17 protein-coding genes are annotated in these 19,144 nt (G+C 67.1%); 5 read left to right on the plus strand and 12 right to left on the minus strand.

What is annotated here, in order from left to right:
* Nucleotides 1-2: 2 nt before the first annotated feature.
* The 5 genes from IAI54_RS21025 to hpaR form a co-directional block, all read right to left on the minus strand.
* Nucleotides 3-452: a nuclear transport factor 2 family protein gene (locus tag IAI54_RS21025; protein ID WP_235679432.1), complete on the minus strand. Its 450-nt coding sequence runs from the start codon at nt 450-452 to the stop codon at nt 3-5.
* A gap of 84 nt (nt 453-536) precedes the next feature.
* Entirely contained in the window at nt 537-1,547 is a 1,011-nt protein-coding gene (locus IAI54_RS21030) for a TRAP transporter substrate-binding protein (protein ID WP_187969046.1), read from the minus strand.
* A 134-nt stretch (nt 1,548-1,681) separates the two neighbouring features.
* Complete coding sequence (locus IAI54_RS21035) at nt 1,682-2,152, minus strand: DUF3237 family protein (RefSeq protein WP_187969047.1); 471 nt, start codon at nt 2,150-2,152, stop codon at nt 1,682-1,684.
* A complete protein-coding gene (locus IAI54_RS21040; protein ID WP_187969048.1) occupies nt 2,149-3,720 on the minus strand; it encodes a class I adenylate-forming enzyme family protein in 1,572 nt (523 codons plus the stop codon). Before IAI54_RS21040 ends, IAI54_RS21035 begins: the two co-directional genes overlap by 4 nt.
* Before the next feature lie 183 nt (nt 3,721-3,903).
* Entirely contained in the window at nt 3,904-4,479 is a 576-nt protein-coding gene (gene hpaR / locus IAI54_RS21045; protein WP_187969049.1) for a homoprotocatechuate degradation operon regulator HpaR, read from the minus strand.
* A gap of 153 nt (nt 4,480-4,632) precedes the next feature.
* Between hpaR and IAI54_RS21050 the strand changes: the two genes are divergently transcribed.
* Nucleotides 4,633-5,496 carry an enoyl-CoA hydratase-related protein gene (locus IAI54_RS21050; protein WP_235679433.1) on the plus strand — a complete coding sequence of 288 codons (864 nt, stop codon included), beginning with the start codon at nt 4,633-4,635 and terminating at the stop codon, nt 5,494-5,496.
* Nucleotides 5,497-5,578: 82 nt separating this feature from the next.
* Here the strand turns inward: IAI54_RS21050 and IAI54_RS21055 are convergent, their stop codons facing one another.
* Entirely contained in the window at nt 5,579-6,952 is a 1,374-nt protein-coding gene (locus IAI54_RS21055; RefSeq protein WP_187969051.1) for an aminomethyl transferase family protein, read from the minus strand.
* A 111-nt stretch (nt 6,953-7,063) separates the two neighbouring features.
* Between IAI54_RS21055 and IAI54_RS21060 the strand changes: the two genes are divergently transcribed.
* On the plus strand, nt 7,064-7,969 hold the full coding sequence (locus IAI54_RS21060) for a LysR family transcriptional regulator (protein ID WP_187969052.1): 906 nt from the start codon (nt 7,064-7,066) through the stop codon (nt 7,967-7,969).
* Nucleotides 7,970-7,979: 10 nt separating this feature from the next.
* Here the strand turns inward: IAI54_RS21060 and IAI54_RS21065 are convergent, their stop codons facing one another.
* The 6 genes from IAI54_RS21065 to IAI54_RS21090 form a co-directional block, all read right to left on the minus strand.
* Complete coding sequence (locus tag IAI54_RS21065; protein ID WP_187969053.1) at nt 7,980-8,840, minus strand: HTD2 family dehydratase; 861 nt, start codon at nt 8,838-8,840, stop codon at nt 7,980-7,982.
* Between the two features lie 69 nt (nt 8,841-8,909).
* Nucleotides 8,910-10,082 carry an acyl-CoA dehydrogenase family protein gene (locus IAI54_RS21070; protein WP_187969054.1) on the minus strand — a complete coding sequence of 391 codons (1,173 nt, stop codon included), beginning with the start codon at nt 10,080-10,082 and terminating at the stop codon, nt 8,910-8,912.
* A 48-nt stretch (nt 10,083-10,130) separates the two neighbouring features.
* Nucleotides 10,131-11,486: an MmgE/PrpD family protein gene (locus IAI54_RS21075; RefSeq protein ID WP_187969055.1), complete on the minus strand. Its 1,356-nt coding sequence runs from the start codon at nt 11,484-11,486 to the stop codon at nt 10,131-10,133.
* A 284-nt stretch (nt 11,487-11,770) separates the two neighbouring features.
* The gene (locus tag IAI54_RS21080) at nt 11,771-12,250 is read right to left on the minus strand and encodes a GAF domain-containing protein (protein WP_187969056.1); all 480 of its coding nucleotides are present in this window, start codon (nt 12,248-12,250) and stop codon (nt 11,771-11,773) included.
* On the minus strand, nt 12,247-13,371 hold the full coding sequence (locus tag IAI54_RS21085) for a M24 family metallopeptidase (protein ID WP_210321160.1): 1,125 nt from the start codon (nt 13,369-13,371) through the stop codon (nt 12,247-12,249). The genes IAI54_RS21080 and IAI54_RS21085 overlap by 4 nt, the downstream gene beginning before the upstream one ends.
* Complete coding sequence (locus IAI54_RS21090; RefSeq protein WP_187969057.1) at nt 13,368-14,099, minus strand: GntR family transcriptional regulator; 732 nt, start codon at nt 14,097-14,099, stop codon at nt 13,368-13,370. Before IAI54_RS21090 ends, IAI54_RS21085 begins: the two co-directional genes overlap by 4 nt.
* A gap of 214 nt (nt 14,100-14,313) precedes the next feature.
* Between IAI54_RS21090 and IAI54_RS21095 the strand changes: the two genes are divergently transcribed.
* The 3 genes from IAI54_RS21095 to IAI54_RS21105 all read left to right on the plus strand — a co-directional run bounded on the left by IAI54_RS21095 (nt 14,314) and on the right by IAI54_RS21105 (nt 19,140).
* Nucleotides 14,314-15,312 (plus strand): sugar ABC transporter substrate-binding protein, encoded by a 999-nt coding sequence (locus tag IAI54_RS21095; RefSeq protein ID WP_187969058.1) that lies wholly within the window; start codon nt 14,314-14,316, stop codon nt 15,310-15,312.
* Nucleotides 15,313-15,400: 88 nt separating this feature from the next.
* Complete coding sequence (locus IAI54_RS21100) at nt 15,401-17,422, plus strand: hydantoinase/oxoprolinase family protein (protein WP_210321161.1); 2,022 nt, start codon at nt 15,401-15,403, stop codon at nt 17,420-17,422.
* Nucleotides 17,423-17,436: 14 nt separating this feature from the next.
* Complete coding sequence (locus tag IAI54_RS21105) at nt 17,437-19,140, plus strand: hydantoinase B/oxoprolinase family protein (protein WP_187969060.1); 1,704 nt, start codon at nt 17,437-17,439, stop codon at nt 19,138-19,140.
* Nucleotides 19,141-19,144: the final 4 nt, after the last annotated feature.

Below are 19,144 nucleotides of genomic sequence, written 5' to 3' on the forward strand. Positions count from 1 at the left end.
GGTCAGGAGAGGCCCGTGCCGTCGGGCGCCCACGGGCAGTCGACGTCGCGCCAGTAGTGGACGCGACGCTCGCAGAACAGGAAGCTGGTCTCGGTCCGGCGGAAGTTGTCGGTCGAATAGCCGATCACCTCGAAGATCTTCCTGGCGGCCTCGGCATGCCACTTCGTCACGGTCCAGTAGGATTGGGTCTGGTAGCCCCATTCGGTGGGCGTGAGGCGAAGATTGTCGATGTGATGCTGGCGGCCGCGAAAGACCGGATTGGCCATCAATGCGCGGAAGTAGCCCTCGAAAGCCGCGCGTCCCGCGTAGACGTTGCCCGAGGTGTCCTGAAAGATCGCGTCGTCCGTGAACAACGCGGAAAGCCTGTCGATGTCGGCGGTGTCGAGCGCCCAGACATAGTCGGCGATCAGGCTCTGGATCCTGGGGTAGTCGGCCCAGTTCGCATCTGTCATCGGCACGGTGGCTGTTCCTTGCGTTGAAAAGCAGATGAGGGAGGCCGCCGTCGCCCGGAAGCGGTCGACGGCGGCCTTCGGTTCTCAGTAGCGGGCGTCGTTGGCGTCGAGCCGCTCGAACAGTTCGGCCTGCACCTGCTTGGCATTGATGCCGTAGCGATCACCGGCGGTCTTCAGCACGTCGCCGACGAGGGGCGCGGCGGCTGCCTTCCACTTGGCGAATTCGTCTTCCGTAAGGGAATAGACGGTGTGTCCCTCGAGGCCCTTGAGCCGTTCGAGCGCGGCCATTTCGCCGTTCGCCCATCCCTGGTTCACCTTCGCCGACCACTCCGGCGTGCAATGGGCGTCGATGACGGCCTTCTGGCTATCCGTGAGGCCGGCATAGAAATCCTTGTTGATCACCTGCGCCTGCGCGGTGATGTAGAAGGGCTCGCCCATATGGTACTTGAGCGCGCTCTCGGCCTTGATGACGAAGATGTCCGGCGGCCAGGTGACGCCGTCGACGACGCCGCGCTCGGCGAGTTCGCGGATCTCGGGAAGCGCCGCCTGCACCGTGTTGCCGCCCTGCGCGGTGACGAAGGCCGAGGTGACCGGACCGGCCGGGCGGATGCGGAGGCCGGATAGCTGATCCGGCGTGCGGACCTCCGTCTTCGTCGTGTGCAGCGTGCCCGGATGGTGCATCGTGACGAGGCAGACCTTCACGTCCGGCATTTCCCGGTCGGCATAGGCTGCGTACCATTCATGCAGCGCCTTGGCGCCATCCGTGCTGTTCTTGAAGGTGAAGGGAAGTTCGATGATGCTCCAGATCGGAAACCGGCCGGCGGAATAGCCGGGGGCCACCATGGCCATGTCGACGATGCCGTCCCGGGCCATGTCGTAGTGGTCGCCCGCCTTGCCGAGCTGCTCGGCCGGGAAGAGCTTCACGGCGACCTCGCCGCCCGACGCCGCCTCGACGTCCTTGCCCCATTCCGTCAGGCCCGCGACGAGCGGATGCATCGGCGGAATCCACAGCGAGAACTTCATGTCGACCGCATGCGCCGCGCCCGGCCCCGCGAGGATGGTCGCAAGCGTCGCTGAAAGAAACAGTTTCTTCATTTGGTCTCCTCCCAGAACGCGTCGAGGAATTCGACGCAAATTCTATAACAAATTAAACATCTCGCGTCGCTTTTGTCCAGTTGCAGCCCTCGCATGCCGCGCCGGCGGCGACGATCGGGATCGGCTGGTCCCGGCTACAGGACCGCGAAATAATCGAAGACGGAGTGATCCGCGTGGCGCTCGGCGCGCCCGATGATGACCGTTCGGGTGAGCCAGTCATGGGGACCGCGCGGCGTGTCGAAAGTGGGCGAGAGCCGCATGTAGTAGTCGTCGGGACCCACGGGTTCGAGCGCTTCCATCTTGCGGGCCGTCTCCGGCGGTGCGTGGCGATAGCCATTGTTGCGCATGTAGATCTGGGTGCCGTCGTCGGCCTCGAGCATGTAGTGGGCGGTGAAGGCCACCGTGTCGTCCGGCCGGTAGAGCGCCCAGTCTCCGCCCGAGTTCGGAACCACGCGGCCGTTGAGACGAGGTCCCTCGATCTCGCCGCCGGCCGCGGCGACGAAGCCGCGAATGCCGCCGGACGGGAGTTCACCGATCTTCTGGCGCATGCCGAGCTTCAGACGGATCCGGAAGACGAATTCGAGCCTCGGGGGATTGATGTTCATGCGCTTTCTCCTGGAACCGAGGATGCGGCCGTCCGGGCGACGTGCTCCTCGCGCAGCTGTTTCTTGGAAATCTTGCCGGCGCCGGTGAGGGGAAGGCTGTCGCGGAACTCGACCGTCCGCGGGCTCTTGTAGCGCGCGATCCGGTCCTTGCAGAAGCCTATGATCGCTTCCGGCTCCAGCGCGGCGCCGACTTGCGGCACCACGACGGCATGAACCGTCTCGCCCCAGAACGGATCCGGCACCCCGATCACGGCGACCTGCTTCACACCCTCCATCAGGCCGATGACGTTCTCGACCTCGAGGGAATAGACGTTCTCGCCGCCCGTGATGATCATGTCCTTGATGCGGTCGACGATGTAGAAGAATCCCTCGTCGTCGACATAGGCGGCGTCGCCCGTGTGCATCCAGCCGTCCCGCAGCGCCTTGGCGGTCTCCTCGGGAAGGTTCCAGTATTCCTTCATGACCATGGGGCCACGGACGACCAGTTCGCCGACCTCCCCGGGCGGGCACGCGCTGCCGTCGGGCGCGACGATGCGGGCTTCCTCGTTGTAGACGGGCATGCCGCAGGAGCGCATGCGGTGGCCGGCCGTTCTCGGATCGCGCCATTCGAACGGCATCAGCATGCCGAGCGGCGAAATTTCGGTCATGCCCCAGCCGTGCAGGAAGAGGAGGTCGGGCCAGAGCCGGATCGCCCGGGCGAGCGTCGCATCCGGCATGGGCGCGGCGCCGAACTGGATCTGACGCAGCGACGAACAGTCGAAGCGCTCCTTTTCGGCAAGGTTCACCAGCATCTCGATCATGGTGGGCACCAGACAGATGTGCGTGACCCCGTGGGCCTGGATGAGCTCCAGGCACTGGCGCGCGTCGAAACGGGGCATGAAGACATGGGTGCCGCCGGCCATCGTCAGCGAATAGGTCGACATGCCGTCGGTGAGGTGGAACATCGGCGCGGCGTGCAGATAGACGCTCTCCCGCCCATAGCCGATGAGCGCCACCGCGTTCAGGGCATTGGTCGAAAGATTGTCATGCGTCAGCACGACGCCCTTCGAGCGGCCGGAACTCCCGCCGGTGTAGAAGATGCCCGCCATCTCGTCCCCGCCGCGCATCCGGTCGGCGAGCGGCGAGGCTTCGGCCAGCATGGTCTCGTAGTCGATCCACCCGTCTGCGCCAGCGCCCGAAAGCGAAATCACCGCCTTCATGCCCGACAGGATGTCGCCGAGCTGCCCGGCGCATTCGTGCTGCGAGTCGTCGACGACGAGCGCGACCGCGCCACTGTCTCTGAGAACATAGGCCACTTCGGCAGGCGAAAGGCGGGTGTTGATGGGGACCATCGCCGCTCCGGCCCAGGGCAGCGCGAACTCGAGCTCGAAGTAGCGGTCGCTGTTGAGGGCGAGCAACGCGACGCGATCGCCCCTGCCGATGCCCAGCGCCGCGATGCCCCCGGCCGCCCGCGCGACGCGCTCCAGCACCTCGGTCCAGCTGCGTCTCCGCTCGCCGTCGACGGTAGCAAACCCGTTCCTGTTGACGAGCGCGGCGCGCTTGAGCGGCTGCGTGAGATAGGCTGGCATGGACTCCTCCCGTTCCGAGCGTCTGCCGCCGGCCGCCCCCCCCGCTAGGGAATGGCCGACAGGACGGCGCCGCTCCTCCGCGGGCGCCATCGTCGTCGGACTGGAGTAGATATTAAACAAGTTAAATAAACAAGGTCAACCGCCGTGCCGCGAGATTGCGTCGGACGGGCGCCCGCGAAGACGCTAGCTCGCGACCTTTCGCGGACGTCCGCGAGCCTTCAGGGGCATTTGCGGGACGAGGTCCGCGGGCAATCCCTGATTTTCGGAGGGGAGGAACGTCAGCCCGGACACTTTTTCATCCAGCTCGACGAGAAGGCTCTGCAGTTGCCGCAGCTTCTCCGTGCCCATGACGTCGCGGATGCTGCGATAGACCGCACGCGCCTCCGGCGCGACGAGTTCGAATACGCCGGCGCCACGGTCGTTCAGCGAAACGAGCATTCTGCGCAGGTCCGACGGATCGTTGCGGCGGTTGATGTATTCGCGTTGTTCGAGTTCGCGCACGATGCGCGAGAGCGACGGGAACAGGATGGCCGTCATGCGCGCGAGTTCGGTCATCTCGACCTCCTCGAGCGATTCGATGGTCCAGATCACCCGCCATTGCGGCTCGGTGAGCCCATACTTGTGCAGGACGGTGCGGAAGCTGCCCATCACGCTTTCGCGCGCGCGCACGATCGACAGCGGCAGGGCCTCGACCACCTGCTCCCGCGTCAGGTGCGGTTTGACCGGTTTCTTCCTGCGCTCACTTGCTGCCATGCCCATCCCGTTCAGGTGATTGCTGCCCTTCGTCTTCCCGCAAGGCCGGCGGAAAATCAAGTTGCGCGGCCGAGTGGCGGAAATTAATAAATCTGTTAATCAAATGAGGGCTGTGGGTGCCGGCCGTCGACCGGAGGCCAACGTCCCCGGACTGCCGTGATGCGGGATGCCCGTGGCAGAGAATGCAGAGGAGCGCAGATGCAGTTTTCGGATTTGGCAGTCACCCATCACGGCAATGTGGCATGCATCGCGATCGTCCGCCCCGAGACGAAGAACGCATTGCGTCGCGAGACACTGGAACAGTTGCGCGCCGCGATGGCCGCGCTTTCGGCGCGTCCGGACGTGCGTGCCATGGTGCTGACCGGCTGCGAGAGCGGCTTCTGCTCGGGCGCCGACCTGTCCGACCCGATGATGGGCGGTCACCTGCCGCCCGAACGGCGCGGCGAAGCCTGCGCATCCGTGCTCGACGGATTGATGCATGCGCTGATCCGTGACGTGCGCAACGCGCCCTTTCCGGTGGTCGTCGCCGTGAACGGCGTGGCTGCCGGCGGCGGCGTGGGGCTGGCCCTGGCCGGCGACATCGCGATCGCGGCGCGCTCGGCGCGCTTCGTCCTGACGTTCACGTCGAAGCTGGGCCTCGTGCCGGACCTCGGCACGTCGTGGCAGCTGGCCCGTACGCTCGGCCGCGCGCGGGCGCTCGGGGTTCTCCTGACGGGCCAGCCGCTCTCTTCCGAACAGGCGCTCGACTGGGGGCTGATCTGGTCCGTCGCCGAGGACGATGGCTTGAGGGAGCAGGCACTGAGCCTCGCCGCCAGGCTTGCGGCCGGGCCGGTAGCCGGACAGGTCGCGACCCGCCGCTTGCTCGACCATGCCTTCGTAAGCGACCTCGACAGCCAGCTGGACGCCGAGCGCGACGCGCAGGCATCGCTGGTGGGCGGTTCCGAGGTGATGGAAGCCATGCAGGCCTTTGCCGCGCGCCGCGCGCCCGACTTCCTGGCGGCCGGCCGGACCGGGAAATCCTGACGCTTTCGATGACGATGCGAAACACCCGCGCCCGGTGGTGGCGCGGGTGTTTCGCTTCAACGGTGCGGGATCGGGACTGCCGTCAGCCGTTGGCGCGGTAGACGGTTCGCGCCTTTTCGACGAGGGGCGCCGGCTGCACCGTGACGCGGATCTTCACCTGGACGTGGTCCTCGACCTGCAGCTTCGACGACGGAGTGTCCTCGCCCCAGACCAGTGTGATCTCGGTGCCCGGCTCGGCGAATTCGGGCTCCACCACGCCCAGCGACAGGATGGCGCGCTCGTTGGCCGAGTAGCCTGTCCAGGTCGACAGGCCGACGGTCCGGCCGTCCGCCTCGACCCGATCGAAATGGAAGGTGTCGTAGAGCGCCATCGGCAGGTTGATGAACTTGGCGCCGGGGCCGGGGTGGAACATCGAACCATAGGCCTTTGCGGTGTCCTCGCCATTCCAGACGAAGGTCACCTTGCGCCGCGCGGTGCCACGCTCCGGCACGCGCCGTTCCAGGGCCTCGCGGCCGATGAAGTCATGGTCGAAGGCGACGATCCGTGCGTAGTCGAGTTCCTCGGGCGTGAAGTAGTAGTCCTCGATGTTCTGCGAATGGAAACTGCCGCCGAGCGGCGAGATGGTCTCGTAGGCGTTGGCCTTGAGCCAGCGGCGGTAATCCGCCAGACGCTCGTCGGTGTAGATCGCGGGCAGAGGACGCGGCAGCCAGCCGGACTCCAGCGCGTTGGTGTGATAGGCGCGGCCACCGACCTGGACGAGGCCGTGCTTGCTCCCGGCTGCGAGGAGGGCGGCGTGCACGGCGTCATTGTCCGCCCACGGACCCCAGATCTCGAAGCCGGGCTCGCCGGCCATGCCATGCCTGAGGGCGCGCACCTCCTTGCCCGCGATGGTGAACCGCGTCATGTGGAAGAACCGCAGCTTCGGAGGCTCCTGGCCCGTCGCCTCGCGGATGACGTCCATCGCGCCCGGCCCCTGGATCTGGTAGCGGTAGAGCACCGGATCCCCCTTGCGCACCAGCGAGTTGTCGTCGCGCCAGACCTGAACGTCGTAGCCGCCGGTCTCGGCATGGTAGTGCAGCCAGTTGATCGACGGCGGGATGCCGACGGCCTGGTACTCGTCCTCTTCCAGGTGGAACAGGATGTTGTCGCCGATCACATAGCCGTCGTGGTTGACCGCCACGAACTGCTTGGCCATGTCGACGGGGAAGACGGCCATGCTGTTGACCGCGAGGCTCGAGATGAGCTTCAGCGCGTCGGGGCCCTTTATGTTGAGATCGGCCATGTGGTGGGACTGGTCGTAGAGCACCGCCGTACGGCGCCAGGCGAGCTGCTCGTCGCGCCAGTTGGTGAATTCCTGCACCAGGCGCGGCACGACCGCCGGCGGCGTCTGTGATTCCCACAGCAGCTTCACCGGGCTCCCCGCCTGAGCAATCGCTTCTTCGAGATTCTGCGCCATGGATAACTCCTCCCAATTCCGAACGTCTTCGTCGGCAGCGTCAAATCTGGATGGCGCGCGGTCCGATGTAAAACATGTTTTAAAGACGTAACACGCAAGCTAGACTGCGTTATGGGCACCCTTCCCTTCACGCTGCGGCAACTGGAATATTTCGATGCCATCGCCAGCGGCGGGTCCCTCGCGGCGGCGGCAGAGCGGTGCCACGTCAGCGCATCGGCGCTGGCGCTGGCGCTCGACGAACTCGAGCATCACCTCGCCCAGCAGCTGTTCGTGCGCCGCAAGGGCAGAGGCGTCACGCTGACCTCCGCCGGCACGCGGCTCCTGGCGACCGCGCGTGCCTTGCTTGCGCAGGCCGAAGCACTGGCGGACCAGGCGACGGAGGAAGCCAGCAGCCTGACCGGGCGCTTCGCCATCGGCTGCTTCTCCACGCTCGCGCCCTTCCTGCTGCCCGGCATCATGGATCGCTTCCAGCGCAGCCATCCCGATCTGGTCCTCGAGGTCGCGGAAGCATCGGCCCCGGACCTGGACGACATGCTGCTTCAAGGACGCATCGACGTGGCACTGCTCTACAGCGTCGACGTCTCGCGCCAGCTCGTATTCGATCCCGTGCACGCATACCGCCCCTATGTCCTGCTGGGGGCGGGGCACCCCCTCGCTCATCGGCGAAGCGTGCGGCTGGCCGATCTCTCGGCAGAACCGCTGATCCTGCTCGACATGCATCCGGCGCGCCGGAACACGGAGCAGATCTTCGCTTCGATCGACGTCAAGCCGCGCATCGGGCACGTCACGACGAACTTCGAACTCGCCCGCTGCCTGGTCGGCCGCAGGCTCGGCTATTCGGTCCTGTTCCAGAGGCCGGCACCGGTGATGACCTATGATGGGCAGCCGGTCGTTGTGCTGGAGATCGAAGAGAGCCTCCCGCCGACCGTCTTCGGCCTCGCACGGCCTGCCGGCGCATTCCCGTCGGCCCGCCACATCGCCTTGCTCGACCATCTGCGCACGACCGCAGGGACGTGAAGTGCGCGATCTAGGCGGTCGCCGTCGCCGTCATGCGCGGCGCGCCGTCATCTGCGGCTGTCCAGAGATCGATCGCACCGGCACGTTCCATCGCATTCACGGTGAAGCTGCCGCCGTGGACGAGGGGAGCGATGCCGCGATAGTCGAAGCGCGCGGGCGCCTTCCCGCCCAGCATCCGCGCGGCCATGTGCAGCATGAGGGTCGCCTGCAGGGGGCCGTGCACGACCAGGCCCCGATACCCTTCATCGCGGCGCGCGTATTCGAGGTCGTAGTGGATGCGATGGCCGTTGAATGTAAGTGCCGAGTAACGAAAGAGCAGCGTCGCCGTGGCGTCGACAGTCTCGCTGCGCTCCGCTCGGCGCGGTTCCGGGACGCCCACGGGCGGTCGCGCTCCGCCGGTATCGGCCGATTCAGGCACCGGTGCGGCCCGATAGACGATGTCCTGACGCTCCCGTATCGCCAGCGCATCCGCGCAAAGGATGTCGTGCTCGACGGTGACGAAGACGAGTTCGCCGCTGCGGCCCCGCTTGTGGACGATTTCCGCGATGCGCGAGATGCGGACGACCTCTTCGCCGACCCGCAGAGGCTGGAGGAAGGAGAGACCACCGCCGGCCCACATTCGCCGCGGCAAGGCCACGGGCGGCAGGAAACCCCCGCGCGCCGGATGGCCGTCGGCGCCGAGACCCTCCGCGGCGACTGCCGGCTGGGTCATGCACCAGTGGATCCCGAGCGGTGCCTCGCCGTCGATGCGGGCGAGCGACCGGCCGACCGTCGCATCGAAACGCTCGACGAGAGCCGCCGTCAGGAGCTCCGACTTTCTCTCCTCGCGGCCGATCCAGGTCCGCAGCGTCTCGACCTCGTTCTCGTCCATGCGATCTTCTCCTTGCCTGCGGCGCCTGCAGCCCGCGTCCCGCGCCGGCGCCGGGAGCGAGCGACCCCTTCAGTAGGAGCGCGGCATGCCGAGCACGTGCTCGGCAATGTAGCTCAGGATCAGATTGGTGGAGATCGGCGCGACCTGGTAGAGGCGCGTCTCGCGGAACTTGCGCTCGACGTCGTACTCTTCGGCGAAGCCGAAGCCGCCATGCGTCTGGACGCAGGCTTCGGCTGCGGCCCACGACGCTTCCGCCGCCAGCATCTTGGCCATGTTGGCCTGTTCGCCGCAGTCCTGCCCTGCCTCGAACAGCGCGGCCGCGTGGTGCACCATCAGTTCGGCCGCGCGCATCTGCGCGTAGGCGCGGGCGATCGGGAACTGGACGCCCTGGTTCTGGCCGATCGGCCGGCCGAACACCTTGCGTTCGCCGGCATAGGCGGAAGCCTTCTCGATGAACCATTTCGCGTCGCCGATGCATTCGGCCGCGATCAGGATGCGCTCGGCGTTCATTCCCGAGAGGATGTAGCGAAAACCCTTGCCCTCTTCGCCGACGAGGTTCGCGACCGGGATGCGGACGTTGTCGAGGAAGACCTCCGTGGTCGAGTGGTTCATCATCGTGCGGATCGGCTTGATGCTCATGCCGGCCGTCAGCGCCTGGCGCATGTCGACGATGAAGACCGACAGCCCGTCGGTTCGCTTGGCGACGTCTTCCTTCGGCGTCGTGCGGGCGAGCAGGAGCATCAGGTCGGAATGTTCGGCACGCGAGGTCCAGACCTTCTGGCCGCTGACGACGTAGTGGTCGCCGTCGCGTCGCGCGAAGGTGCGGATCGACGACGTGTCGGTGCCGCTGGTGGGTTCGGTCACGCCGAAGGCCTGCAGCCGGAGTTCGCCGGCGGCGATGGCGGGCAGGTAGGCCTGCTTCTGGGCCTCGCTGCCATGCCGGAGCAGGGCGCCCATGATGTACATCTGCGCGTGGCAGGCCGCGCCGTTGGCGCCGGCGCGCTGCACCTCCTCCAGAATGGCGGCAGCCGCCGAAAGCGGCAGGCCGGAGCCGCCATAGGCCTCCGGGATCAGGACCGACAGGTAGCCGGCATCCGACAGAGCCCGCACGAACTCCGTCGGATAGGCGCTCTCACGGTCGAGCCGCCGCCAGTATTCGGGCGGAAAGGTGGCGCACAGCCTGCGCACGCTTTCGCGGATGCTGGCGATCTCCTCGCCCTGCGGCAGATCCTTCAGGTCCATTCGTCCCGTCCCGTCTCGAAGCGGCGTGGCAGATGCATGGGCGCCCCGTCAGTCCATGAGCCGGCCGATGGCATTGCGTTCTGCCACCGACCAGAGACGCGGGAACAGGCGCTGCATCTCGGCTTTGCCGGCCGCCTTGCCGTAGAGCGCGAGCCCGCTCACCTTCGCTTCGATCTCCGCACGGGAAAGCGTGTTGCCCGGATCGCCCTTGGGTTCGTCGACGCGTGCCTCGCATACCCGGCCGTCGCGGGTGATCACCGTCGCCTTGCCGATCCAGCGCGTGGGATAGGCGCCGTCCACCTCCGGGTCGAGTTCCATGCTCACGCGATCACGAAAATCGACCACGGCCGGGTTCCGGAATCCCTCGTCGAATTCCACCATGCCGGCCTTGCCGGTCACGGCGATGAGCCCGAGAGTCGTCCCCATCGAGAATTTGGCCTGATGCACCGTCGCTGGGTTCGTTACCGGCCCCAGCACGTCGATCGCACCCTGGTGCACCCGGGTGACGACGCGTTCGATGTCACCGGCCTTCAGCCCGTTCTCGCGCATCGCCTTCTGCAGCGCGTCCGCCGCCGGATGGGTGTGGCGGCAGGAGGCATGGTACTTGAACGAAGTCTCGGCGGTGGCCCAGCGCGTGCCTAGACCATCGGTCAGCTTCGCCGGATCGGCATCGCTGGACATGCCGGCTGCCATGCCTTTGGCGCCCTCGAGAACCTGCCGCGCGCCGGTGAAGCCATCCCTCGCCAGATAGGCGGCGATCAGCCCGTTGGCGGCGGCCTTGGCGGTGTGCAGGGGCTTGGAGTCGGCAGCGTCGCGCAGGAATTCCCACAGACCGGCGGCCTGGGTGCCCGCCGAGCCGAAGGCGTGGAGCATCGCCTCGGGCGACAGTTCGAGAAGCCGTCCGGCAGCGGCTGCGGCGGCCAGCGTGCCGGCGGTTCCGGTGGTGTGGAAGACCTTGTAGTGCGACCGGCCGAGGAACTCTCCGACACGGATGCCGACCTCGTAGCCGGCGACGCTCGCCGCAAGGAACGCCTTCCCCGATGCGCCGACGTCCTGCGCCACCGCCAGCGCGGCGGGGAACACCACGGCCGCCGGGTGGAAAACCGAGCCGTTGTGGACGTCGTCCTGCTCTGCGACGTGCGAGGATGCGCCGTTGACGAGCGCGGCGAACAGGGGGGAACTCGACGAGCGGTCGATGAGGATTTCGCTTGATCCCTCGGAGGGTCCCATGCGCCGGGCGAAGGCGGCGATCGTCTGCACGGGCTCCGCGAACCTGCCGGCCAGGGCGGAACCGAGCCAGTCGACGAAGAGATCCTCCATCCGCGCCATGACCGCCGGCGGGACGTCGGCGTGGGTCAATCCTGCGGCGAAGGTCGCGAGCCTCGCGCTCGGATCCGCGGTCATGGCGCTTCCCATCCCGTTACACTCGCCATTTCCCGTCCTGCTCCGGCATGCGACGTCGCGGCGCTGCGGAGGAAAAGACGCTTGCCTCACCGGACGGATGGTTCAGCCAGCGGTTTACCCGCAAGAGGAGCCGATGTCGATTCGAAGCCGCCGATACGACGGAGCCGAGCAACCTCGGTCCTCCGCTGCGCTTTGGAGAACGGCCGGACCCGCCTCCGTCGGCCTTCTCTGCGGGGTCATCCGTCGCGTTCGGAGATCGGACGGTGTTCCCGGGAGCGCGCCGCCTACCTGCGCTCCGCGAGGATCGCCAACGCGGCGAGGGGCAGTTCGTCGCGCAGGACCGCAAGCCTTTCGGCGGTGAAATGTCCGGCCTCGTCCATGAGGTTCAGGAGGCCGATCGTGGTTCCGGCGACGACGATGGGAACGTTGGCGAGCGAGCCGTATCCCTGTTCGAGGTAGGAATCGAACCCCGGCAGCCAGGTCCCGATGGCATCTGAATCGTTGGCCACGATCGCTTCCCGCTCCGAGAAGAGCCTGCGGAACCAGATGCTGTCCTCGACCGGATCCGCTCGCCCGAGAGGGTACTGTTCGAGATTGTTGGAAAAGACGCGCACCAGGAAGGGCGCGTCGCTGGAGGGAACCAGGACGGTCACCAGACGGCTGCCGACGTTCCTGCGGATGCGTTCGGCAAGAACGTCGAAGATCGCCACCGAACCGCGCGGCAAGGCGTCGGCGAGCGAGGCGCCCGGCAGGGCCGGCGTCATCGTATGCTCTCCCCGACGATGGTCAGCTCGCGGGGAAAGGCCGAAAGCGAGCGGCAGCCGTCGCCGGTGATCAGAACGTCGTCCTCGATGCGCACGCCGACGTCGTCGGTCCGGTAGAGCCCCGGTTCGATCGTGACGACCATGCCGGGTTCCGCCGGCTGCAGATTGCCCTTCATCACCTGCGGCGCCTCGTGAACCTCCTGTCCGAGGCCGTGCCCGGTCTTGTGCACCACCAGATCGGCAAAGCCGGCCTCGACCAGCACGCCGGTGACGGTGCGGTCGAGTTCGTCCATGGTGAGGCCGGGCCGAGCGATGGCGCGACCTTTCGCGTTCGCGGCCAGAACGGCGGCGTAGACGTCGCGATGCCGCGCGCTGGCCTCGCCGACGAAGACGGTGCGGGTGATGTCGGCATTGTAGCCGCCCCAGGCCGCGCCGAAGTCGATCAGCAGCGGATCGCCCGCCTTCAGGACCCTGTCTGCGGTGGGGGACCCGTGCGGATCGGCGGCCGCGCCGCCGGAAAGCACGATCGGATCGAAGGCCGGGCCATCGGCGCCCTCCGCCAGCATGGCGGCGATCAGGCGGCCGCGCACGTCCCACTCGCTCATGCCCGGCCGGACGCTCTCCAGGGTGCTGGCCAGCGCCGTCTCGCTGATGGCGATCGCCTTCTCCATGGCGGCGATCTCGGCGTCGTCCTTGTGCAGGCGGATCGAGGAGATGGCGGCGTGGCAATCCAGCACCGGCGTCTCGCGGAAGGCGCGGCGCAGCGCCTCGGCCTCGAAGACGCGCATGCGCTGGCCCTCGACACCGATGCGCGAGGCATTGAGCCGGCGCGCGACCGAAGCGAAGGCGGCGTCGAAGCCGTCGGAATCTTGCCAGTAGTCGGTCTCGACCTCCGGGGCGAGCGCCTGCCAGCGCGCCTTCTCGAGCTCGGGAATGACGGCATGGAGCGCGCCTGTGCGGGTGACGAAGAGCACCGTCGGGCGCTCCATCAGATGGAAATGCGCGCCGGTGAGGTGGTAGAAATTGGCACCGGGCACGATCGCGACCGCCTCGGCGTCGCTCGTCTCCATGGCCGCGAGCAGCTTCTGCCTGCGCGTTTCCTTCAGGCCGGGCTCGATCATCGGTCGCTTCCAGTTCCGTTCGCGAGTGAGAATTTGATGCCGACTTTCGGTTCGAGGGAACGCTGCACGACGCGCAGTTCCGACATCACGTGGTCGCTCGCCAGTTCCTCGGAACGGGCGGCGTCTCCGTCCTCGATGGCGGCGAGCATCGCCGCGTGCTGATCGACGCAGCGCGCGGCCTCCTCGGCGTCGAAGAGCGGGTAGTAGTGCAGCAGATGCATGCGGCGCCCATAGTCGAGCGTGAGCTTGTAGAAGCTGCCGAGAAAGGTGTTGCCGCTGGCCGCCGATATGGCGTTGTGGAAGGCGAGGTCGGCGGCCACGATCGCGTCGATACCGCCGGCGGCGACGGCGGCAGCGTAGTCCGCATGGCGGACGCGGATCCGTTCCAGCGACTCCGGCGTGCGCATCTCGGCGGCGAGCCGGATGATGGCGCGCGAGAGCAGCATCAGCGTGTCCATGTACTCGTGCGCATTGCTCATCGTGTGCGGCGTGACGATGGCGCTGCGGCCCGGCAGGAAGGTGACCAGGTCCTCGCGCTGCAGCATCAGCAGCGCCTCGCGGATCGGGGTGCGGGACAGCCCGAAGCGCGCGGCGAGCGCGACCTCGTCCAGCGCGGAGCCCTGGGCCATGCGCAATGACAGGATGTCCTCCCGGAGTTCCTCGTAGACAGCCGTCGAGCCGCGGCCGCGCCTGACGGCGCCGGGGTCCGGAGCGTCGTCGTCTGCCATGCCCGTGGTCGATGCCTGTCGCGCGCCGGTCGCCAATTCCCGTGTCCTCCCGACTTCCCCGTGTGCTTCGCCCCGAGGCTGCTTAGCCGACCTGGCACGGTCGGCAAAGCCAAATTCCGCAGCGGAAATTCCAGTTGCATAAAGTTTGTATTATGCCTACGATCCTGTTGTCCAGAGGGAATGGCGACATAACGCCGACAAGAGGAGAACCGTGATGCTGAAAGGAATCTGCCGTCTCGCAGCGACGACCGCGCTGGTCGCGGCCGCGCTGACCGGAACGGCTTTCGCCAAGGACTGGAAGGTCGCCGTCTTCGCCTCGTCGGCCCAGAACGGCTTCAACCAGGCGATCTATGCCGGCGTCGAGGCGAAGGCGAAGGAACTCGGCAACGTCGAGACGTCCATCTATGACGGCCAGTTCGATGCCGCGCTGCAGTACAGCCAGATCGAGGACGTGCTGGCCGGCGGCCAGTTCGACGCCTTCATCGTCGTCCCCAACGACACGGTCGGCATCGCCGGCGCCGTCGAAGAGGTGGGCAAGGCTGGAAAGCCGCTCGCCACGGCGCTCTTTCCGATCGGGCCGGATCTTTCCAAGCTCGAACCCCAGGTTCCGGGCGTGACCACCACGGTCGCAGGTCCGCCGGCCGCCGGGGCGCGAGCCCAGGCCGAGGACGTCGTCAAGTTCTGCGAGGGCAAGGATCCGTGCAACGTCGCGATCCTCATCGGCCAGCGCATCTATCCCTTCGACAATCTGCGCTACGAGAGCTACGTCGAGGTGCTGGGCAAGCATCCCAACATCAAGATCGTGGCCACCGGCGAGGGCAATTACGACCCCGACAAGTCGCTGACCGTGATGCAGGACATCCTGCAGGCCAATGCCGACATCGACGTCGTTCTGTCCAATGCCGACCAGCATCTGATCGGCGCCGAGATCGCCATCGAGGCGGCCGGCCGCGACGTCAAGGCGATGTACCTGTCCGGCGGCGGTGCCGCTTCGGTGGCCATCGACGCGATCCGTGAAGGGCGCTGGGACGTGACGCTCGCCGCCTTCCCCTTCTCGATGGGCGTCTACGCGCTCGACGCGGTGGTGAAGACGCTCGAGGGGAAGGATGCGCCGTCCTTCGTCAACATGGACGAAGTCGGTCCCGTGCCGGCGATGATCAATGCCGAGGTCCTGGCCGCGAACCCGGACTTCAAGGGCGAATGGGCCCAGTAGAACAACAAGACGACCCGATCGACACCGCCGGCCCCGAGGGGCATCGGGGCCGGCCCCTTCGACAAGAGTTGCTAGCGGGAGAATTGACGTGACAGGCAGGTCCTATCGCGTGTCGGCCGATATTGGCGGTACGTTCACCGATCTCGTGTTCCAGGATGCCGAGACCGGCGTGTGCGAGGCCTTCAAGGTCCTGTCGACGCCGCACAACCCGGCGCTCGCCGTCATCGAGGGCGTGGAGAGGCACCTTCCGGAGGGCTCCGCCGTCGACTTCTTCGTTCACGGCACCACGGTCGGCTTGAACGCGGTGCTGACCCGCCGCGGCGCGAGGGTCGCTCTCGTCACCACGAAGAACTACCGCGACGTCTACACCATCCAGGGCAATGACCGCGGCGAGATCTTCTCGATCCACTGGCGCAAGCCGCGGCCTCTGGTGGAGATACCGGACACCTACACGGTGGCCGAGCGCATCAACGCGAAGGGCGAGATCGAGACGCCGCTCGACGTCTCCGAACTGGACGCGGTGGTCGAGGCGGTCCGGACGAAAGGCTATGAGGCCATCGCCGTCTGCCTCCTCTTCTCGTTCAAGAACCCCGCCCATGAACTCGCCGTCGAGGCCTATCTCCGGGAGAGGCTTCCCGACGTTCCGATCACCCTGTCGCACCGCGTTTCTCCCGAGTGGCGCGAATATGCCCGTACCTCCACGACCGCGATGGACGCCTACGCCGCGCCGGTGGTGCGGCGCTATCTCGACACGCTGGTGACGCAGCTCTCGTCGCGCCTTCCCAGCGGCCGCCAACTGCACGTCATGAAGTCGAACGGCGGCGCCATGACGGCGGCCGCAGCGACCGACATGCCGCTGCAGACGCTCTTGTCTGGCCCCGTGGGCGGCGCCATCGGCGGCCAGACGCTGGCTGCGGAGATCGGCAAGCCGAACCTGATCTGCGTCGACATGGGCGGCACGTCCTTCGACGCCAGCCTGATCATCGACGGTAAGCCGTCCGCCTCCAACGAGGCGGAACTCGAAGGCCTGCCGATCCAGATGTCGGTGGTCGACATCCACGTCATCGGCGCCGGCGGCGGCTCGATCGCCTGGGAAGAGGCCGGCGCCGTGCGTGTCGGCCCGAAATCGGCCGGCTCCGTGCCCGGTCCCGCCTGCTACGGGCGCGGCGGCACCGAGCCGACCGTCAGCGACGCCAATCTCGTGCTCGGACGGCTCGATTCGTCCAATTTCGCCGGCGGCTCGATGACGCTGGACAAGGGGAAGGCGCGCGAGGCCGTCGGCGCGCTCGGCGCCCGCTTCGGCCTGTCCACCGAAGCCATGGCGCAGGGCATCATCGACATCATCAATGCCAAGATGGCCGATGCCATCCGCACCATCACCATCCGCCGGGGCATCGATCCGCGCGACTTCGCGCTCGTTGCCTATGGCGGCGCGGGGCCGGCGCAGGCGGTGGCGCTCGCCCAGCAACTCGACATCCGCGAAGTGGTGATCCCGGTGATGCCGGGCGCCTTCTCCGCCTGGGGCATGCTCCAGACCGACGTCCGGCACGACTTCAAGATGACCTATTACGGCTTCTGGCACCAGATCGATGCCGCCGACCTTGCGGAGAAGTTCCTGGCGCTGGAGGCCGAAGGAACCGGCTATCTGCAGAAGGAAGGCTTCTCCGATACGGATATCTCCTTCGAGCGCTTCGCCGACTTCCGTTATCACGGTCAGGAATACGTGCTGACCATCCCCGTGCCGGCGGGCACCATCGACATGGCGGCGGTGCGCGCCTCCTTCGACGAGGCCTATGATCGTCAGTACGGCCATTCGAGCCCCGAGGCACAGGTCGAGGTGGCCAACCTGCGCGTGGCGGCGCTCGGCACGCTCGCCCGCCCCGGCATTCCGGACCCGGCGGTGCTGGGGCGCACCGCGCCGCGTGGCCGCCGCGTCTACTTCGACGGCATCGAGCATGACGCGGCCGTCCTCAACCGCGACGAATTCGCCAAGGGCGAGGCGATCGAGGGTCCCGCGATCATCGAGGAGGCCACCGCGACGACGATCCTGCCGCCTGACTGGCGTGCCGAGGTGATCACCGGCGGCCAGCTTCTCCTGACGCGACGCTGAGAAGGACATCGACCATGGCTATCGCCGATCCGATCACCACCGAAGTCGTCCGCAACTTCGTCATTTCCTGTGCCAAGGACATGAACGCCGCGCTCTGGCGTTCGGCCTTCTCGGCGATCATCTACGAGGGCCGCGACAGCGCGGTCGCGCTGCTCGACGAGAAGGGCAACATGCTCGGCCAGTCGACCGGCGTTCCGCTGTTCGTCGGCGCCATCGACGCCTGCGTGAAGCTGGTGCTGGAGCGCTACGGCGAGGACATCCACCCAGGCGACATCTTCATCCTCAACGATTCCTACCTGCAGGGAACCCACCTGCACGACGTCACCGCCATCGGGCCGCTGTTCTACAAGGACGAACTGGTCGGCTTCGGCGCGGCGCGCGCGCACTGGCAGGACATCGGCGCCATCGACCCCGGCTCGACCATGGGCTCGACCTCGATCTTTCACGAGGGCCTGCGGCTCGGACCCACCCGCATCGTGTCGAAGTCGAAGCGGATTCCCGAGTGGTTCGATCTGCTGACCCGCAACACGCGGCTCAAGGACATGACGATCGGCGATCTGAACGCTCAGATCACGTCGATCCGCACGGGGGAGAAGCGTCTGTCGCAGATACTCGACCGCATCGGCGCCGACACCTACCGTTCCGCCTGCGCCAACATCTTCGAACAGGCCCGGCTGCTCGACCGCGAAGCCATCGGCAGGCTGCAGGACGGCAGCTACTACCGCGAGGGCTATCTCGACGACGACGGCGTCACCACCGACCCGGTCAAGGTGGCGCTCCGGCTCACCATCGAAGGCGAGCGGATGATCATCGACCTCGAAGGCTCGTCGGGGCCTGTCCAGGGCTCGATCAACTGCGGCGCCGTCCAGACCGAGTCGCTGCTGCGGCTCGCCTACAAGACCATGATCAACCCCGACCGCGCGATCACCGGCGGCTCCTTCTCGACCATGGAGGTGCGCATCCCGGACGAGTGCATCTTCAACGCCCGCGAACCTGCCGCCTGCGAATGGTACTTCACCGGGCTCGGCCTGCTCGCTGACCTGATGATCTCCTGCCTCGGCGAGGCGATGCCCGAGAAGGCCACCGCCGCGCACTATGGCGACTCCATGGTCGCGGCCTTCTTCGACATGGATCCGAAGCGCGGCCAGTGGATCTCGGTTGAGCCGACGGCCGGCGGCTGGGGCGGCGCCAAGGGTTCGGACGGCGAAAGCGCGCTGATCAACCTCGTCAACGGAGGCTTCCGCAACCTGCCGGCCGAGGTCTACGAGACCAAGTTCCCGGTGCGGGTCGAGGAGTTCTCGCTGCGCCGGGATTCCGGCGGGCCCGGGCGCTGGCGCGGCGGCATGGGGGTGGTGCGCAGCTACCGCCTGCTCGAGGACTGCTACGGCGCGCTCTGGTTCGAACGCTCGCGCACGCCGGCCTGGGGCATCAACGGGGGCCTCGACGGACAGGGTCCCGACAACGACATCGTCCACCCGGACGGCCAGGTGGAGAAGCCGCTCAAGATGCGCGCCAGGCGCTTCTCCAAGGGCACGCTGTTCGTCACCCGCACCGGCGGCGGCGGCGGCAATGGCAACCCCAAGGCGAGGCCGGTCGACGAGGTGCTGCACGACGTCGTCTCCGGGGCGGTGTCGCGCGACGCCGCGCTTTCGCAGTATGGTGTCGCCATCAACCCCGACCTGACGGTCGATGCCGCCCGCACCGAAAGGCGGGCCTGACGAC

It is taken from the genome of Aquibium microcysteis (genome assembly GCF_014495845.1).
In the GTDB taxonomy this organism is placed as follows: domain Bacteria; phylum Pseudomonadota; class Alphaproteobacteria; order Rhizobiales; family Rhizobiaceae; genus Aquibium; species Aquibium microcysteis.

Excerpts from the sequence above, each read along its gene's own strand:
- IAI54_RS21040 (WP_187969048.1), bottom strand. The coding sequence starts at position 3,720 with ATGCCAGCCTATCTCACGCAGCCGCTCAAGCGCGCCGCGCTCGTCAAC.
- IAI54_RS21080 (WP_187969056.1), bottom strand. The coding sequence starts at position 12,250 with ATGACGCCGGCCCTGCCGGGCGCCTCGCTCGCCGACGCCTTGCCGCGC.
- IAI54_RS21035 (WP_187969047.1), bottom strand. The coding sequence starts at position 2,152 with ATGAACATCAATCCCCCGAGGCTCGAATTCGTCTTCCGGATCCGTCTG.
- IAI54_RS21050 (WP_235679433.1), top strand. The coding sequence starts at position 4,633 with ATGCGGGATGCCCGTGGCAGAGAATGCAGAGGAGCGCAGATGCAGTTT.
- IAI54_RS21095 (WP_187969058.1), top strand. The coding sequence starts at position 14,314 with ATGCTGAAAGGAATCTGCCGTCTCGCAGCGACGACCGCGCTGGTCGCG.
- IAI54_RS21030 (WP_187969046.1), bottom strand. The coding sequence starts at position 1,547 with ATGAAGAAACTGTTTCTTTCAGCGACGCTTGCGACCATCCTCGCGGGG.
- IAI54_RS21070 (WP_187969054.1), bottom strand. The coding sequence starts at position 10,082 with ATGGACCTGAAGGATCTGCCGCAGGGCGAGGAGATCGCCAGCATCCGC.
- IAI54_RS21085 (WP_210321160.1), bottom strand. The coding sequence starts at position 13,371 with ATGATCGAGCCCGGCCTGAAGGAAACGCGCAGGCAGAAGCTGCTCGCG.
- IAI54_RS21055 (WP_187969051.1), bottom strand. The coding sequence starts at position 6,952 with ATGGCGCAGAATCTCGAAGAAGCGATTGCTCAGGCGGGGAGCCCGGTG.
- IAI54_RS21025 (WP_235679432.1), bottom strand. The coding sequence starts at position 452 with ATGACAGATGCGAACTGGGCCGACTACCCCAGGATCCAGAGCCTGATC.
- hpaR (WP_187969049.1), bottom strand. The coding sequence starts at position 4,479 with ATGGGCATGGCAGCAAGTGAGCGCAGGAAGAAACCGGTCAAACCGCAC.
- IAI54_RS21060 (WP_187969052.1), top strand. The coding sequence starts at position 7,064 with ATGGGCACCCTTCCCTTCACGCTGCGGCAACTGGAATATTTCGATGCC.
- IAI54_RS21065 (WP_187969053.1), bottom strand. The coding sequence starts at position 8,840 with ATGGACGAGAACGAGGTCGAGACGCTGCGGACCTGGATCGGCCGCGAG.
- IAI54_RS21105 (WP_187969060.1), top strand. The coding sequence starts at position 17,437 with ATGGCTATCGCCGATCCGATCACCACCGAAGTCGTCCGCAACTTCGTC.
- IAI54_RS21075 (WP_187969055.1), bottom strand. The coding sequence starts at position 11,486 with ATGACCGCGGATCCGAGCGCGAGGCTCGCGACCTTCGCCGCAGGATTG.
- IAI54_RS21090 (WP_187969057.1), bottom strand. The coding sequence starts at position 14,099 with ATGGCAGACGACGACGCTCCGGACCCCGGCGCCGTCAGGCGCGGCCGC.